This window comes from Flavobacterium potami (assembly GCF_020026915.1).
In the GTDB taxonomy this organism is placed as follows: domain Bacteria; phylum Bacteroidota; class Bacteroidia; order Flavobacteriales; family Flavobacteriaceae; genus Flavobacterium; species Flavobacterium potami.
Genome location: NZ_JAINUY010000005.1, coordinates 175,453 through 192,630, shown reverse-complemented (window position 1 = coordinate 192,630; position 17,178 = coordinate 175,453). Strand labels below are relative to the sequence as shown.

The following is a 17,178-nucleotide window of genomic DNA, read 5'->3' as shown; positions in this document are numbered from 1 at the left end:
AGTTTAAACTAGTTTTTTCTTTCTAATATTTCCACATACAAATCAGATAATACAACAGATTTGAAATTGGAAAATATACCAAACCCTATTATAATTCAAGATTTCATCACAGAAAGTGGTGCAAATTATCATTCTATACCATTAAATTTTACATTGGCAGGTAAGTCTTTGTATAGCGCGCCTATCGTTTTGGTAAATCATGCCTTAACAGGAAATTCTCAGGTTACAGGAGAAAACGGCTGGTGGAACGATTTAATTGGAGAAGGTAAAACTATTGACACTTCTGTTTACACCATCTTAGCATTTGATATTCCAGGAAACGGAAGCAATTCTTTTTTAATCGATAATTATCATGATTTTACAGCAAGAGATGTTGCTAGAATTTTTATTGAAGGAATAAAAGCATTAGAAATCGAAAAACTTTTTGCGGTTATCGGAGGTTCTGTTGGAGGTGGAATTGCTTGGGAAATTTTAGCTTTAGAGCCAAACATCACAGAAAACCTTATTCCGATTGCGAGCGACTGGAAATCTACCGATTGGCTTATTGCGAACTGCTTTTTACAGGAACAAATTCTAAACAATTCTTCAAAACCTATTGAAGATGCTAGAATTCATGCGATGCTTTGTTACCGTTCGCCAGAATCATTCAAAGAGAAATTTCAGCGTACCATCAATCAGGATCTTTTGATTTTTAATATTGAAAGTTGGTTGGCACATCACGGAAAAAAATTGCAGAAAAGATTTCAATTGTCTTCTTATAAATTAATGAATCAGTTGCTTAAAACAATTGATATTACTAGAAATAGTGAAAGTTTTGAAAACTTAATGTCTCAAACCAAAGCTTCAATTCATATTGTCGGAATCAATTCGGATTTGTTTTTTACAGCAAAAGAAAACGTAGAAACCTACGAAGAATTGAAGAAGTTTAAAGACAATGTTTTCTATAGCGAAATTGTCTCAGTTCACGGACACGACGCTTTTTTAATCGAGTACAAACAATTAGATCATTTACTTGCCGACATTTTTAAGGCAGAAACAATAAAGAAATAAAATGAAAGTATTAAAATTTGGAGGTAAATCATTAGCAAACGGAGAAGGACTTAATAAAGTTGTTTCGATCATTGTTGATAAAGTAAATCAAGGTGAGAAAATCGCTGTTGTAGTTTCTGCACGCGGAAACGCAACAGATGAGCTTGAATTTATCTTAAGTATTGCTGCAAAAAATGGCAGCTACAAAGAATTATTAGAGAATTTTAAAAAATATCAAATCTCAGATTACCCACAAGTTGATTTGTCTGAAGAATTTAATGTCTTAGACAAACTTTTTGAAGGTGTAAGTCTAATTGGCGATTACAGCAAAAAAATCAAAGATCAGATTTTGTCTAAAGGAGAATTGCTTTCGGCTAAATTATTGACGGCAATTTTGTTGGAAAAAGGAATTCCAGCCAATTTTGTAGATACAAGAGATTTATTGAAAACCGATTCTAAATTCGGTGACGCACAGCCTTTAGAACAGCTTTCAAAGAAAAATGTAGTCAATTATTTTAAAGAACATAACGGAGAAACGGTTAATATAGTTACAGGTTTCATTGGATCTAATAACAACAACGACACAACTACTTTAGGTAGAAATGGCAGTAACTATACCGCTTCGTTAATCGCAAACTATTTAAATGCCGAAGAACTACAAAACTTCACGCACGTAGACGGAATCTACACGGCAAATCCAGATTTGGTTGCAGATGCTAAGAAAATCGAATATTTATCATTTAATGAAGCAAATGAGCTGGCAAATTTTGGAGCAACGATTCTTCATGCTAAAACGATTATTCCTTTGTTAGAAAAGAATATTCCGTTACGAATTTTAAATACTTTCAATCACGAAAATCGTGGAACTTTAATCACTTCAGATTCTTCTAAAGAAGGAATTAAAACACTTTCTGTTTTAGAAAATGTTTCTCTTGTAAATCTTGAAGGACGCGGATTACTTGGAAAAGCAGGAGTTGATGCTCGAATTTTTAAAGTAATGGGCGATCACAACATCAGTGTAAGTATCATTTCTCAAGGTTCATCAGAAAGAGGAATTGGATTAGTAGTTGCAACTGATAAAGCAACAACTGCGGTTGTGGAATTAGAAAAAGAATTCGAAAATGACTTTTATTCTAAAGACGTAAACCAAATTACGGTAACAGATAATGTATCGGTAATTTCGATTATTGGTCAGGATTTGAGTACTTTTCACAAGCCATATACGGCTTTAATCAAAAATAAAATTGTTCCGATTTTGTTCAACAACACTGTTACGGGTAAAAACGTGAGTTTGGTTGTTAAAAAAGAAGAATTAAACAAAGCCTTAAACGTAATTCACGGTGAAATTTTTGGAGTTTCTAAAAAGATCAACATCGCTATTTTCGGTCACGGATTAGTGGGAGGAACTTTGATTAACCAGATTTTAGAATCGGCTGCTGCGATTGAAAAACGTAAAGATATTAAGCTGAATGTATTTGCTATAGCGAATTCTAAAAAATTGCTTTTAAACAAATATGGCGTTACAAATAGTTGGAAAGAAGATATTACAACGAAGGGCGAGGCTTACACCATAAAAGATATTATCGCTTACGCGAATGAGCACCATTTAGAAAACTTGATCGCGGTTGATAATACGGCAAGTGCTGCTTTTGTAGAAAATTATATTACACTTGTAGAAAACAGTTTTGACTTGATTTCTTCAAATAAAGTAGCCAATACATTAAGCTATGGTTTTTATAAAGAATTGAGAAGTGCTTTAGAAGAAAACCAAAAGAATTATTTATATGAAACCAATGTTGGTGCAGGTTTACCGTTAATTGACACGATTAAATTACTACACCTTTCAGGAGAAAATATCACTAAAATTAAAGGAGTTTTCTCTGGAACATTGAGTTATTTATTCAACAATTTCTCTGCAAAAGATGCTCCTTTCAGCGAAATCTTGCAAGAAGCAATTGATAACGGATATACAGAACCAGATCCGCGTGAGGATTTATGCGGAAACGATGTTGGAAGAAAATTATTAATTTTAGCTAGAGAATTAGACTTGCAAAATGAGTTTGAAGAAATTTCAATTCAGAATTTAATTCCAGAACATTTACGTGAAGGAAGCGCAGCCGATTTCTTGACAAAATTGAAAGAATTCGATCCAATTTATGCTAAAATAAAAGCAGAACAACAGCCAAATCACGTGTTGAGATATATTGGTGAATTGTCTGGGGATTTGCAGAATGATAAAGGAAATTTAGAAGTAAAATTAGTTTCAGTTCCATCAGACACAGCTCTTGGCGGATTAAAAGGTTCTGATTCTTTCTTCGAAATTTATACGGAATCTTACGGAGATCGCCCAATTGTTATTCAAGGAGCCGGTGCAGGTTCTGCAGTAACGGCAAGAGGAGTTTTCGGAGATATTTTGAGATTATCTGATAGAGGATAAAAAGTCTAGTTTGTCATTGCGAGGAACGAAGCAATCACATTTGCAAAATCAAGCTTTGTGTGATAGTGAGGTTGCTTCGTTCCTCGCAATGACAAGAATAAAAAACAAAAAAAATAACAACACAATGAAAGTAACTTTAAACAGAGTAAATGACGCATTTCATTTTAAAGTAAAAAATGAACGCGGACACGTAGTTGACGTTGATAGCAGAGCCGAATTTGGTGGAAGCGATTTAGGTGCAAGTCCAATGGAATTAGTATTGATGGGAGTTGCAGGATGCAGCGCTATTGATATGATTTCAATTTTAAAGAAACAACGTCAGGAAATCACTTCATTTGATGCTGAGGTTGAAGGACTTCGTGTGCAAGTTGGAGAAGCAAAACCTTTTAAAGAAATCGATGTGGTTTTTTATTTAGAAGGAGAAATCAATCCTGAAAAAGCAAAAAAAGCAGCACAACTTTCTTTCGAGAAATATTGTTCAGTTGCCAAAACGGTTGAGCCAACTGCAACAATTAACTACAAAGTGGTTTTGAACAAAGAAGCTTTGTAAAATTAGAAAATGAGTTAATTAGGCAATTAGATAATTAACTCTAAATATTTGAATTTAAGTTCAGTTTTTAACTTGAAACCTGAAACTTGAAACAAAAAAAACAAAAAACAACAACACAATGAATACAGAAGAATTTGGTTTTGAAACACAAGCCATTAGAACACATTTAGAAAAAACACAATTCCAAGAACATTCAACTCCTTTGTACTTATCTTCAAGTTTTATATTTGAAGATGCAGAGGATATGAGAGCTTCTTTCACAGAAGAAAAAGTTCGTAATATTTACTCTCGTTTCAGTAACCCAAATACAACAGAATTTGTTGACAAAGTTTGTGCAATGGAAGGTGCAGAAGCAGGTTATGCATTTGCAACAGGAATGGCTGCAATTTATTCTACGTTTGCTGCATTATTAGAATCAGGCGATCATATTGTTTCGGCTGGAAGTGTTTTTGGATCTACGCATGCGTTATTCATGACGTATTTTCCAAAATGGAAAATAGAAACTTCTTACTTTGACATCAATAAACCAGAAACGATTGAAAGTTTTATTCAACCAAATACTAAAATTCTTTATGCTGAAACACCAACAAATCCTGGTGTAGATGTAATTGATTTAGAATTGTTGGGTCAAATTGCAAAAAAACACAATCTAATTTTAATCATTGATAACTGTTTTGCAACACCATATATTCAACAGCCTATTAAATATGGAGCTCATATCGTTGTTCATTCAGCAACAAAATTAATGGACGGACAAGGTCGTGTGCTAGGTGGAGTTGCAGTTGGAGAAGCAGAATTGATTCGTAAAATATATTTGTTTTCAAGAAATACAGGGCCAGCAATGTCACCGTTTAACGCTTGGGTTTTATCAAAAAGTTTAGAAACTTTGGCGGTTCGTGTAGACAAACATTGTGAAAATGCTTTAAAAGTTGCTGAATTTTTAGAAAGTCATCCGAATGTACAAAGTGTTAAATACCCATTCTTGAAATCGCATCCAAAATATGAAATCGCCAAAAAACAAATGCGTTTAGGTGGTAACATTATTGCGATCGAGATTAAAGGAGGTCTTGAAGCGGGTAGAAAATTCCTAGACAAGATTAAACTTTGTTCACTTTCGGCAAATATTGGCGATGTAAAAACGATTGTTACGCATCCAGCATCAACAACACACAGCAAATTATCTGAAGAAGATCAATTAGCAGTAGGAATCACGCAAGGTTTGGTTCGTGTTTCTGTTGGTTTAGAAACTGTTGAAGATGTAATTGCAGATTTAAAACAAGCTTTGGCTTAAACATAAAATATAATACTTTTGAAGGGCTATTTTTTTTAAAAAAATAGCCCTTTTTTAATTTTAGTTTTGCAAAATATGAAAAAACCAAGATTGCTTTTGTTGTCAGATTTATTTGGAGGCAATCCGGAATGGATTCAGAATTACATCGAAATTTTAGAATCGAAATTTGATGTTCAATATTATGATGTTTTAAAACTAGCTCATATCGATTCATTAATTAATGAAAAGGAAATTCATAATCAATTTTTGAATGGGGGAATTGAAAAAGCAGTAATTAATTTATTGAATTCAGAAAAGGATAATGTTACAATTTTAGGTTTCAGTATTGGCGGAACAATTGCTTGGAAAACTTCTTTAAGAGGTTTAAAAGTGACAGAATTGGTAGCTGTTTCTTCGACAAGACTGCGTTTTGAAACTGAAGCTCCCGCTTGCAAAATCAAGCTTTATTTTGGGGATAAAGATTTAAATGCACCAGATGATAATTGGTTTTTAGATTTAAAAATTTCAAATCGGATTATTGGAAATCAGGATCATCTTTTATATCAAGAAAAAGAAAATGCATCTTTAATTTGTAGTAATTTTTTGTAATTAATTCAGTAAAAGATATATTTTTGTGAATCTTGAATATCAAATAATCAAAACGAAAAATGGCTGATTCTACATATGTACTGGAAAAGAAATTATTAACTTCTGATCGTGATCGTTTTTTTAACGGTATTATTGATTTTGTTTTTATTTCAGTAAGTATTTTTGTTTTTACTCTTCTAGTTGTAATTACAGGAAATGTATTCCAATGGGATATTTATAGTGTTTGGGTAGAAATCATAATTAGTATGGGAGCGGTAGGGACATATCTTTCTTTTGCAGTGATTTATTATTTGTTTTTTGAAAGTCTTTTTGGAAGGACAATTGGTAAAATTATTACGGGGAGTATTGTGGTAGATGAAAATGGTATAAAACCTAGTTTTAAAATTATTTGCCTTCGAACTTTATGTCGTCTCATTCCATTTGAAGCATTCTCATTTTTAAGTAAATCAGCAAGATTTTGGCATGATTCCTTTTCTAAAACCTACGTTGTGGAGAAAAAAGATTTAGAACAAGACATGGAAATTTTTTATTCTTTAGATTTAATCGGAGAAAAGGAAGTAATCTGATAGATTTAGTAGAATTTAACTTTATTCTTTGTGATAGTTCAAACAAAAAGCATACTTTTGTTATTCAATAATTTGCAAGAGTTTGCTGTGAGTTAAATTCTGCAATCTAAAATTTACATGAGTGCTTTCAAAGAAAACAAAATACGGAATTAAAGCTTTAACTTATTTAGCCAGACGTGAGAATAATGAACCGGTACAAATAGCTGAAATTGCGAAAAGTGAACATATTTCAATCAAATTTCTGGAAAGTATTTTGTTATTGCTTAGAAACTCAGGTTTTCTTGGAGCCAAAAAAGGAAAAGGAGGCGGTTATTATCTAATAAAAGATCCGAAAGATATTAGTATGGCGAAAGTCTACCGAATTCTAGAAGGTCCAATCGCATTGTTGCCTTGTGCGAGTCATAATTTCTACGAAAGATGCGATGATTGTGATGATGAAACTACCTGCGCTGCAAGACGTTTAATGACAGAAGTTCGTGATAATACACTTAAAATATTAGAAAGTAATTCTTTGGCAGATATAGCATTCTAAAAAAAAATAAACCATATAAGTAATATAAGTTCATTTAATCTAGCTTTAGGCAAAGTTTAAAATGAACTTATATTACTTATATGGTTTAAAATTTATATTAAGAGATCAATTTATATCCAGCCATAAAAAGCATTATAGCAATTGCATTTCTAAGGAATTGATCTGGAACTTTTCCGCTTAACATACTTCCCATATAGATTCCAGGAAGCGATCCCATTAATAACTGACCCAATAGTCCTAAATCTAAATTTCCCATAGTTGCGTGTCCAAGACCTGCAACTAAAGTTAAGGGAACCGCGTGTGCAATTTCAGTTCCAACCAAACGTGGAGTTGGTAATAATGGATAAAGGAAAAATAAAGTTACCGTTCCTAATGCCCCAGCTCCAATAGAAGTTAAAGTTACAGTTGCTCCTAATAAAACTCCAATTCCAATTGTCAACATATTTTGAGTAGTGCTTTCGCTGTGAAATTTATCTCCAGCATGTTTTTGAGAAAAAACTAAAAGCTTTTTTTTGAATATAATAGCTACCGAAGTAAACAATAAAGCCCAGCCTAAGCTTTGTTTAATAACACTGTTTATTGTTTCGACATCAGTTTTAATGCTGTTTAAAATCCATAAAGTTATAAGAGCAGCAGGAACACTTCCTAAAGTTAACCAACCTGTAATTTTCCAATTGATATTTCCTTTTTTGTTGTGGACAAATATTCCTCCGGCTTTGGTAAAAGCAGCGTAAAGTAAATCAGTTCCAACAGCTTTTGTTGGCGGAATTCCAAAATACAATAAAATAGGAGTCATTAAAGAACCTCCACCTACACCAGTTAACCCAACAATAAACCCAACTACTAAACCTGCTATTACAAGACCAATCTGAAAATCCATAAAAATAATTTGGCGCAAAAATAATAACAATTTTATAATTATCCTATAGATTTGGTAGAGATTAAATGCTTATTTTTGTGAATCACAAAATTGGAGTGTGTTGTTAAAATAGTAAGTCGCAACATTTAATTTGTTAAAATAATCACTAATTCTTTTTTAAATGTCTTTTATCTTGGTTTATAAGACAATAGCTTATGTAAAAAAGTGAATATATTGTTTTGATATTTCGAAATATATAGTACTTTTGCAAAGTAATCTACTAAGCCGATAGGGTAATGGATTTTTAAGAACAAAAACAATTCTTAAAAATATGGGAAATGAACTTAAGTTAGACAGCGCTGTAGTAAAGTCTGATTCTTTACTAAAAGAAAAGTTATGGGTTGTAATACCTGTTGTTTTGCTGTTAGGTTTGGCAGTTACATTAATTTATAATCATCACGCTGAATTTTCATGGGATGGTTTTGTTCAGGGATTTGATGAAAACCTTTTAGCGTTTTTCTTAATTGGTGTTTTTGCACAATTAGTAGATGGCGCTTTAGGAATGGGATATGGAGCAACTTCTACATCATTTTTATTGGCTTATGGAGTTTCGCCAGTTTTGAGTAGTACGGCAGTTCACGTTTCAGAGATGTTTACAACTGGGGCATCGGCGCTTTCGCACCACCGCTTTGGTAATATCAATAAGAAATTGGTAAAACATCTATTGATTCCCGGAGTTTTAGGATCGATTACAGGAGCTTATTTATTATCTGATGTTATTGACGGAGATATTATCAAGCCATTTATTGCGGTTTACATGATTATTCTGGCGGTTGTAATCATCAGAAAAGCTCTTAGAAAAAATGTAGAGAAAAAGAAAACCAAAAAATTAGGCGTTTTGGCAGTGTTTGGAGGTTTTATGGATTCTGTTGGAGGAGGAGGCTGGGGTCCGATCGTGACTTCCACATTATTAGGAAGAGGAAGAAATCCAAAATATACAATAGGATCTGTGAATGCGGCAGAGTTTGCGATTTCGTTTGCAAGCGGAATAACTTTCATGCTTTTTGGCGGAATCCACGGCTGGCAGATTATTATAGGATTGATTTTAGGAGGAGTTATTTCAGCGCCATTAGCAGCTTATTTGGTAAATAAAATCAAAAGAAAACCAATGATGGTTGCGGTTGGAGTTCTAATTATAATATTGAGTTTAAAAACATTATCTAAATTATTGTAAAAGATGATTTTAGAAAGGAATAAAGATTATGAGTGCGATTATTGTACAAGAATTATTAGAGAAAACAAAAGATCTTTCGCTTGACGAAACCTTAGTTTTTTTAGCAAAAGAATTTCCGGGAAAAGTAATTTTTTCTACATCTTTCGGTCAGGAAGATCAGGTAATTACTGATTTTATTGCAAAAAGTAACACCGATATTACGGTATTTACTTTAGATACAGGAAGATTGTTTCAGGAAACGTACGATGTTTTTCATAAAACATTAAAAAAATACAAAAGACCAATCGAAGTGTTTTTTCCAGAAGCGGCTTCAGTTGAAAATCTTCTGAAAACTAAAGGCCCAAACAGCTTTTACGATTCAGTTGAAAACAGAAAAGAGTGCTGTTTTATTCGAAAAGTTGTTCCGTTGAGAAAAGCTTTAGCAGGAAATTCAGTTTGGATTACAGGTTTAAGGGCAGAACAATCAGAAAACAGACAAGATTTAAGTTTGTTTGAATACGACGGAGGTTTCGAAATCATCAAATTCAATCCGTTATTAAAATGGACTTTAGAAGAAGTTGAAACCTATCTTTCAGAAAATAATGTTCCTCAAAATGCTTTACACAAACAAGGTTTCGTAAGTATTGGATGCGCGCCTTGTACAAGAGCAATTTTCCCAGGTGAAGATATCAGAGCCGGAAGATGGTGGTGGGAATCAAGCCATAAGGAATGCGGACTTCATAGTGCTAAAAAAGACTAGGTAGAAGCAAGAAGAAAGAGGCAAGATTCTGCAGAGAATAGAATATAGATTATAGAATAAAGAAGTGGAGATTTTTAGATCAGGAGCCAACTTGAAACCTGAAACCTAAAACTTGAAACAAATAAAATATCAAACAAAAACACAATGAGTTCAGTATTAAAAACAAACGCTTTAGAGAGTGAAGCGATATACATTTTCAGAGAAGTAATTTCACAGTTTGACAAACCGGTTTTACTTTTCTCAGGAGGAAAAGATTCTATTACATTGGTGCGTTTAGCGCAAAAAGCATTTTTCCCTGCTAAAATTCCGTTTCCTCTTTTGCACGTTGATACGGGACACAATTTCCCTGAAACAATTGCTTTCAGAGATAAATTGGTAGAAGAATTAGGTTTAGAGTTGATCGTTCGTAATGTTCAGGATGCTATTGATGAAGGAAAAGTAGTTGAAGAAACTGGAAAATATTCAAGCCGTAACAGCTTGCAGACTACAACACTTTTGGATGCAATTGAAGAATTTAAGTTTGATGCTTGTATTGGTGGTGCACGTCGTGATGAAGAAAAAGCAAGAGCTAAAGAACGTATTTTCTCTGTTCGTGATGATTTCGGACAATGGGATGAAAAAAATCAGAGACCTGAGTTGTTTGATATCTTAAATGGAAAAATCGAAAATGGTCAAAACGTTCGTGTTTTCCCAATTTCAAACTGGACAGAATTAGATGTTTGGAGTTATATCGAAAAAGAACAAATCGAGATTCCATCAATCTATTTCTCACATAAAAGAAAAGTTTTTTTGAGAGACGGTTTAATCTGGTCGCATTCTCCTTTTGTGTACCAAGAAGAAGACGAACAAATCGAAGAAAGAATTGTTCGCTTCAGAACCGTTGGAGATATGAGTTGTACAGCGGCTGTTGAATCTTACGCAGCAACAATCGAAGAAGTGGTTGGGGAAATCAGATCATCAACAATTTCTGAAAGAGGAGCCAGAATCGATGACAAACGTTCTGAAGCTGCAATGGAAAAAAGAAAACAACAAGGATATTTTTAATTGGATAATTAATAATTGACAATTGATAATTAAAAAGTAGAATCAAAAAAACATACAGATTTAAATTTTAGATAAAGATTTTCAAAACTTGAAACTTGAAACAAAATTTAAACTTGAAACAAAAATATTAGAATGGACGTTTTAAAAATAGCAACAGCAGGAAGTGTAGATGACGGAAAAAGTACTTTGATCGGGAGATTGTTGTACGATACAAAATCATTGACTACAGATAAAATTGAAGCAATCGAAAAAAGCAGTAAACAAAAAGGATACGATTATTTAGATTTCTCTTTGGCAACTGACGGATTAGTAGCAGAAAGAGAGCAAGGAATCACGATTGACGTTGCGCATATTTATTTTTCGACTGCAAAGAAAAGTTACATTATTGCCGATACTCCAGGGCACGTAGAATATACTAGAAACATGGTTACAGGAGCTTCAACTTCTCAAGTTTCTATCATTTTGATTGATGCTAGAAAAGGAGTTATTGAGCAGACTTACCGTCACTTTTTTATCAATAATTTATTGAGAGTTAAAGAAGTAATCGTTGCCATCAACAAAATGGACTTAGTAGATTACTCTGAAGAAGTTTTCAATAAAATCAAAGCTGATTTTGAGGCTTTAAATGCAAAAAGTACTTTCAAAGAACAAAACGTAAGCTACATTCCGTTAAGCGCAATCAACGGTGGAAACGTTGTGGACAAATCGGAGAATATGCCTTGGTACGACGGACAAACAGTTTTGGAACATTTAGAAGGATTACATTCTCATGATGTTTACGAGCCAGGAAAAGCACGTTTCCCAGTTCAAACGGTTATTCGTCCAAAAACTGAAGAATACCACGATTTCAGAGGTTACGCTGGGAAATTATACGGAAACTCTATTAAAGTTGGAGATGCTGTAACAGTTCTTCCTTCTTTAACAGAATCAAAAGTGACTAAAATTCACTTTTTCGATAAATCATTTGACGAAGCTTCTGCAGGTTCTTCAGTGACAATCGAATTAGAAAATGATATCAATGTTACGAGAGGTGACATGATTGTAAAATCAGACGAGCTTCCAAGAATTGAAAAAGATATAACAACAACAGTTTGCTGGATGGACAGTAAAAAATTGGTTCCAGGAACTAAATATTTAGTACAGCACAATACGAACAGAGTTTTAGCAAAAGTAGAAAGCATTAAAAACACGATTGCAACTGATTATTCAGGAACAACAGAAGCTTCACAATTAGCGATAAACGAAATCGGAGAAGTGAGCATCAAATTAAGCAAGCCTTTATATTTTGACGCTTACAACGAAAACAAATCAAACGGAGCTTTTATCTTAATCGATACAGCAACGAACACAACAGCAGGAGTAGGGTTTATTCGCTAAACAGTTGATAGTTGACGTTTTTCATCAAAACCAAAAACTAACAACAAGACAACCAACAACTAAAGAGAAATGGAAAGTTTTAGAACAGAAATAGAAAATCCGGTAGTTCAGAAGGAGATTATCGAATTAGAAAAAAAGATTCACTTATTCCGTGGAGGAAAAATTGATGATGAGCGTTTTCGCAGCCTTCGTTTAGCGCGTGGTATCTACGGTCAGCGTCAGGAAGGCGTTCAGATGATTCGTATCAAATTGCCTTATGGTAAAGTGACCAGCGAGCAATTGAGAAGAATTACGGAAGTTTCAGATAAATATTCTACTGGACGTCTGCATATTACAACGCGTCAGGATATTCAGATTCACTATGTGAGCTTGGACAGAACGCCTGAACTTTGGTCAGAATTGGCAAAAGATGATATTACTTTGCGTGAAGCTTGTGGAAATACCGTTAGAAATATTACAGGAAGCGAATTAGCTGGTGTAGATGTAAACGAACCATTCGATGTTTCGCCTTATGCACACGGAATGTTTCAATACTTATTAAGAAACCCAATCTGTCAAGAAATGGGACGTAAATTCAAAATTTCGTTCTCTTCTTCAGATGAAGATACTGCTTTGAGTTATTTACATGATTTAGGATTTATTCCAAAAATCAAAGACGGACAAAAAGGATTTAAAGTAGTTTTTGGAGGAGGTTTAGGATCTCAGCCAGCACACGCCGAATTACTTTCAGAGTTTATTCCGGTTAACGAAATTATTCCAACAGCAGAAGGAATCATCCGTATTTTCGACAGATACGGTGAGCGTGCAAAAAGAATGAAAGCGCGTATGAAATTCTTAATCAAAGAAATGGGGAAAGATGTTTTCCTTGATTTAGTTGAAAAAGAGAAAAAAGCAATCGCTTTTGAAACATACGAAATCGACACCACTGCTTTTGATGGCCCAATTCCAGAACCACTTTTAGAAGTGCCACAAGTTACCATCGAAGATTCAGCGGCTTATGAAGCTTGGAAAAAATCGAACGTAATTGCACAAAAACAAGCAGGATATTATGCTATCGGAATCAAAGTTTTATTAGGTGATTTTTATACTGATAAAGCAAGATTATTAGCAGATTTAATTAAAAATTACGCAGCAAACGAATTGCGTTTTTCATTGCGTCAAAATATTGTAATACGTCACGTAAAAGAAGAGAATCTTCCTTTCTTTTATCAAGAATTAGCCAAATTAGACTTTGTTCATTTAGGATATAATTCAGTTGGAGATATTACGGCATGTCCAGGAACCGATACTTGCAACTTGGGGATTGCAAGCAGTACTGGTATTGCCGAAGAATTAGAAAGAGTTTTAAGTGCAGAATATCCTCAATATTTAAACAACCGCGAAATCGAAATTAAAATTTCAGGCTGTATGAATGCTTGTGGGCAACATAATATGTCTGCAATTGGTTTCCAAGGAATGTCTATCAACTCAGGAAAATTAGTAGCTCCGGCATTACAAGTTTTATTGGGAGGGGGAAGATTAGGAAATGGAGAAGGACGTTTTGCTGATAAAGTAATCAAAATTCCAAGTAGAAGAGGTCCGGAAGCTTTGCGTACGATCTTAAATGATTTTGACGCTAATGCGAATGGAGAAAAATTCCTAAACTATTATGATGCAAAAGGAGAGAAATATTTCTATGAAATCTTAAAACCTTTAGCAGATGTAACGAATCTAACAGAAGCTGATTTTGTAGATTGGGGTAACGCAGATAACTACGTAAAAGCAGTTGGAGTTGGAGAATGTGCTGGTGTTGTGATCGATTTAGTAGCAACTTTATTGTTTGAGGCTAAAGAGAAATTGATTTTGGCTCAAGAATCTTTCGACGAGAAAAAATGGTCAGATGCAATTTATCACGCTTACGCTGGATTTGTAAATGGAGCAAAAGCTTTGTTATTGGCTGAAAACCAAAAAACAAACCACCACGCAGGAATCGTTGATTTGTTTGACACTGTTTTTATTGATACGAATAAAATCGAATTAAATTCAACTTTTAAAGACTTGGTTTACCAAATCAATAAAAATGAACCATCTGAAGCTTTCGCTAAAGATTACATCGCGCAAGCAACCGTTTTCTTTGATAAAATCGAAACATTCAGAGCACAAGAATTAGCAAATGCTTAATATAAAACCAAAAATAACTTTAGTCGGTGCAGGTCCGGGCGATCCCGAATTATTGACGCTAAAAGCTGTAAAAGCACTGGCTGAAGCTAATGTGGTTTTATATGACGCCTTAGCCAACGAAGAAATTCTGGATTACGCACCAAAAAATGCCATCAAGATTTTTGTCGGAAAAAGAATTGGAAACCATGCATACACGCAAGATCAAATCAATCAATTGATTGTGGATAATGCTTTAACGTATGGAAATGTAGTTCGGTTAAAAGGCGGAGACCCGTTTATTTTTGGAAGAGGAAGCGAAGAAATAGAATTTGCAGAAAGTTTCGGAATTGAAACGATTGTTATTCCCGGAATTTCATCTGTAGTGGCAGTTCCCGCAAGTCAGGGAATATCCATTACAAAAAGAGGAGTTTCGGAAAGTTTTTGGGCGATTACAGGTACAACATCAGATAGGAAATTATCTTCAGATGTAGCTTTGGCAGCGCAATCTTCTGCAACAGTTGTAATCTTGATGGGAATGCACAAACTGCCTCAGATTATCGATTTGTTTCAAAAAGAAAACAAAGGAAATCTGCCAGTTGCCATTATCCAAAACGGAACAACAGCAGAAGAAAAACTAGGCGTAGGAACAGTCGATTCGATTTTAGAAATCGTAAAAGAAAAAGAATTAGGTTCTCCAGCCATTATCGTTTTAGGCGAAGTGGTCCGCGAAAGCCATAAATTAAAAGGATTTTACGAAGAATTTTGTCAAAAAAAAGAGTTGGATAAAATGTTTCGACAAAACCAATTCGTTGCTAAAAAATAAACGGTTTCAATAATGTTCCGTTAGGAACAATTGGTCGGTAGAAAAAAAATAATGTTTCCAAATAAAAAATGTTCCGTTAGGAACATCTGATCGGTAAATCATCTAATTTTGATTGGATGAAAATAAATTAAAATGGAACAAAACGAATTATATCCAATATTTCTAAAGCTTCACAATTTAAACGTATTAATTGTAGGCGGAGGAAATGTAGGTCTGGAAAAGCTTTCTTTCTTGCTGAAATCAAGTCCGAATGCAAATGTTGAGGTAGTAGCAAAAGAATTTCATTTAGAAATAAAAATTCTGGCAGAACAGCACCCTTCGATAAAATTGACAAAATCGAAGTTTAAAAAGAAAATGCTCAAAAAGCGCCACATGGTGATTGCGTGTACGGACAATTTAGAAATAAATAAAAAAGTGTACGATTTAGCCAGAAAGCGTTATTTGATTTGCAATATCGCCGATACGCCAGATTTATGTGATTATTATTTGGGCGGAATCGTAACAAAAGGAAATGTGAAAATTGCCATTTCGACTAACGGAAAATCGCCAACAACAGCCAAAAGGCTTAGAGAGTTTTTTGAAGAAGTAATTCCGGAAGACATCAATCAAATGGTTGAAAATCTGAACGAATACCGAAAAACGCTAAAAGGTAATTTTGAAGAGAAGGTTAAAAGAATGAATGAGATTACTTCTTCATTAAAAAATAAAGAGTAAAAAAGTTTCGGAAAGAAATAAATGATAAAAATCATTGAAAGTACAAGGATTTATTCGTTTCTTTGCGTTATTAAGAATGATTATAAACAACACCATAATGATTAAAACAGATATACTTATAATTGGAGCAGGACCAACAGGTTTATTTGCCGTTTTCGAGGCAGGATTATTAAAATTGAAATGTCACATCTTAGATGCTTTACCACAGCCAGGTGGACAACTTTCAGAATTATATCCTAAGAAGCCAATTTATGATATTCCTGGATTCCCAGAAGTTTTAGCAGGAGACCTTGTAGACGGACTAATGGAGCAAATCAAACAATTTGAGCCAGGTTTTACTTTAGGAGAACGTGCAGAAACAATCGATAAACAAGAAGACGGAAGTTTCATCGTAACTTCAAACAAAGGAACTAAATTCCACGCGCCAGTTATTGCAATCGCTGGAGGTTTAGGAAGTTTCGAGCCTCGTAAACCACTTATCGAAGATATCGAGTTTTATGAAGATAAAGGAGTAAAATACTTCATCAAAAATCCTGAGAAATTCAGAGATAAAAGAGTTGTTATTGCAGGAGGAGGAGATTCAGCATTAGACTGGTCAATTTTCTTAGCAAATGTAGCTTCAGAAGTAACTTTAATTCACCGTAGAAATGAATTTAGAGGAGCTTTAGATTCTGTAGAAAAAGTACAAGAATTAAAATCAGCTGGAAAAATCAAATTAATCACTCCAGCAGAGGTAATCGGAATCAATGGTGCTGAACACGTAGAATCATTAGATATTGAAGAAAACGGAGCGCACCGCAAAATTGATTGTGATTATTTCATCCCACTTTTCGGATTAACGCCAAAATTAGGTCCAATTGGAGACTGGGGATTAGAAATCGAGAAAAATGCCATTAAAGTAAACAATGCGTTAGATTACCAGACAAACATTCCGGGAATCTTCGCTATTGGAGATATCAACACATACCCTGGAAAATTAAAGCTAATCCTTTGTGGTTTCCACGAAGCAACTTTAATGTGTCAGGCTGCTTACTCAATCGTTAATCCAGGTAAAAAATACGTATTAAAATATACAACAGTATCTGGAGTAGACGGTTTCGACGGAACTCGTAAAGAAGCTCCGAAGGCAGTTGTTAAAGCGATTGTTTAATCTTAAAGATGCTAAGATACTAAGGTTCTAAGTTGCTAAGATTTTTAAATATTGTAAAGCCCAAACTTTTAAAAGTTTGGGCTTTTTTATTTTATATCTTTAAGCT

At 34.0% G+C, this 17,178-nt stretch carries 16 protein-coding genes; 15 read left to right on the top strand and 1 reads right to left on the bottom strand.

Features of this window, described 5'->3' with window-relative positions; translation table 11 throughout:
* Positions 1 to 66: 66 nt before the first annotated feature.
* The 7 genes from K6T82_RS15695 to K6T82_RS15665 all read left to right on the top strand — a co-directional run bounded on the left by K6T82_RS15695 (position 67) and on the right by K6T82_RS15665 (position 6,993).
* Positions 67 to 1,050, top strand: coding sequence for an alpha/beta fold hydrolase (locus K6T82_RS15695; protein ID WP_223707416.1), 984 nt, complete (start codon positions 67 to 69; stop codon positions 1,048 to 1,050).
* A gap of 1 nt (position 1,051) precedes the next feature.
* Positions 1,052 to 3,466, top strand: coding sequence for a bifunctional aspartate kinase/homoserine dehydrogenase I (thrA, locus tag K6T82_RS15690; RefSeq protein WP_223707414.1), 2,415 nt, complete (start codon positions 1,052 to 1,054; stop codon positions 3,464 to 3,466).
* Between the two features lie 124 nt (positions 3,467 to 3,590).
* Positions 3,591 to 4,016, top strand: coding sequence for an OsmC family protein (locus K6T82_RS15685; protein ID WP_223707413.1), 426 nt, complete (start codon positions 3,591 to 3,593; stop codon positions 4,014 to 4,016).
* 118 nt (positions 4,017 to 4,134) lie between these two features.
* On the top strand, positions 4,135 to 5,307 hold the full coding sequence (locus K6T82_RS15680; RefSeq protein ID WP_223707411.1) for a trans-sulfuration enzyme family protein: 1,173 nt from the start codon (positions 4,135 to 4,137) through the stop codon (positions 5,305 to 5,307).
* Positions 5,308 to 5,382: 75 nt separating this feature from the next.
* Positions 5,383 to 5,895 carry an alpha/beta hydrolase gene (locus K6T82_RS15675; RefSeq protein WP_223707410.1) on the top strand — a complete coding sequence of 171 codons (513 nt, stop codon included), beginning with the start codon at positions 5,383 to 5,385 and terminating at the stop codon, positions 5,893 to 5,895.
* 59 nt (positions 5,896 to 5,954) lie between these two features.
* On the top strand, positions 5,955 to 6,461 hold the full coding sequence (locus tag K6T82_RS15670) for an RDD family protein (RefSeq protein WP_223707408.1): 507 nt from the start codon (positions 5,955 to 5,957) through the stop codon (positions 6,459 to 6,461).
* A 121-nt stretch (positions 6,462 to 6,582) separates the two neighbouring features.
* Entirely contained in the window at positions 6,583 to 6,993 is a 411-nt protein-coding gene (locus K6T82_RS15665; RefSeq protein WP_125722103.1) for an RrF2 family transcriptional regulator, read from the top strand.
* 97 nt (positions 6,994 to 7,090) lie between these two features.
* On the opposite strand, the gene K6T82_RS15660 is transcribed toward K6T82_RS15665, so the two are convergent.
* Positions 7,091 to 7,873, bottom strand: a complete 783-nt coding sequence (locus K6T82_RS15660) for a sulfite exporter TauE/SafE family protein (RefSeq protein ID WP_223707406.1) — start codon at positions 7,871 to 7,873, stop codon at positions 7,091 to 7,093.
* A gap of 310 nt (positions 7,874 to 8,183) precedes the next feature.
* Here K6T82_RS15660 and K6T82_RS15655 point away from each other — a divergent pair, with 310 nt between their 5' ends.
* The 8 genes from K6T82_RS15655 (at position 8,184) to K6T82_RS15620 (ending at position 17,072) form a co-directional block, all read left to right on the top strand.
* Entirely contained in the window at positions 8,184 to 9,086 is a 903-nt protein-coding gene (locus tag K6T82_RS15655) for a sulfite exporter TauE/SafE family protein (protein WP_223707404.1), read from the top strand.
* A gap of 28 nt (positions 9,087 to 9,114) precedes the next feature.
* Positions 9,115 to 9,825 (top strand): phosphoadenylyl-sulfate reductase, encoded by a 711-nt coding sequence (locus tag K6T82_RS15650; protein ID WP_223707402.1) that lies wholly within the window; start codon positions 9,115 to 9,117, stop codon positions 9,823 to 9,825.
* Between the two features lie 126 nt (positions 9,826 to 9,951).
* Positions 9,952 to 10,869 carry a sulfate adenylyltransferase subunit CysD gene (gene cysD / locus K6T82_RS15645; RefSeq protein ID WP_288251371.1) on the top strand — a complete coding sequence of 306 codons (918 nt, stop codon included), beginning with the start codon at positions 9,952 to 9,954 and terminating at the stop codon, positions 10,867 to 10,869.
* Positions 10,870 to 11,001: 132 nt separating this feature from the next.
* On the top strand, positions 11,002 to 12,246 hold the full coding sequence (locus K6T82_RS15640) for a sulfate adenylyltransferase subunit 1 (protein WP_223707400.1): 1,245 nt from the start codon (positions 11,002 to 11,004) through the stop codon (positions 12,244 to 12,246).
* Positions 12,247 to 12,315: 69 nt separating this feature from the next.
* Positions 12,316 to 14,406: a HEPN domain-containing protein gene (locus K6T82_RS15635; RefSeq protein ID WP_223707398.1), complete on the top strand. Its 2,091-nt coding sequence runs from the start codon at positions 12,316 to 12,318 to the stop codon at positions 14,404 to 14,406.
* Positions 14,399 to 15,208, top strand: a complete 810-nt coding sequence (cobA, locus tag K6T82_RS15630; RefSeq protein WP_223707396.1) for a uroporphyrinogen-III C-methyltransferase — start codon at positions 14,399 to 14,401, stop codon at positions 15,206 to 15,208. Before K6T82_RS15635 ends, cobA begins: the two co-directional genes overlap by 8 nt.
* 132 nt (positions 15,209 to 15,340) lie before the next feature.
* On the top strand, positions 15,341 to 15,922 hold the full coding sequence (locus tag K6T82_RS15625; protein WP_223707394.1) for a precorrin-2 dehydrogenase/sirohydrochlorin ferrochelatase family protein: 582 nt from the start codon (positions 15,341 to 15,343) through the stop codon (positions 15,920 to 15,922).
* Between the two features lie 97 nt (positions 15,923 to 16,019).
* Positions 16,020 to 17,072, top strand: coding sequence for an NAD(P)/FAD-dependent oxidoreductase (locus tag K6T82_RS15620; protein ID WP_144215601.1), 1,053 nt, complete (start codon positions 16,020 to 16,022; stop codon positions 17,070 to 17,072).
* Positions 17,073 to 17,178: the final 106 nt, after the last annotated feature.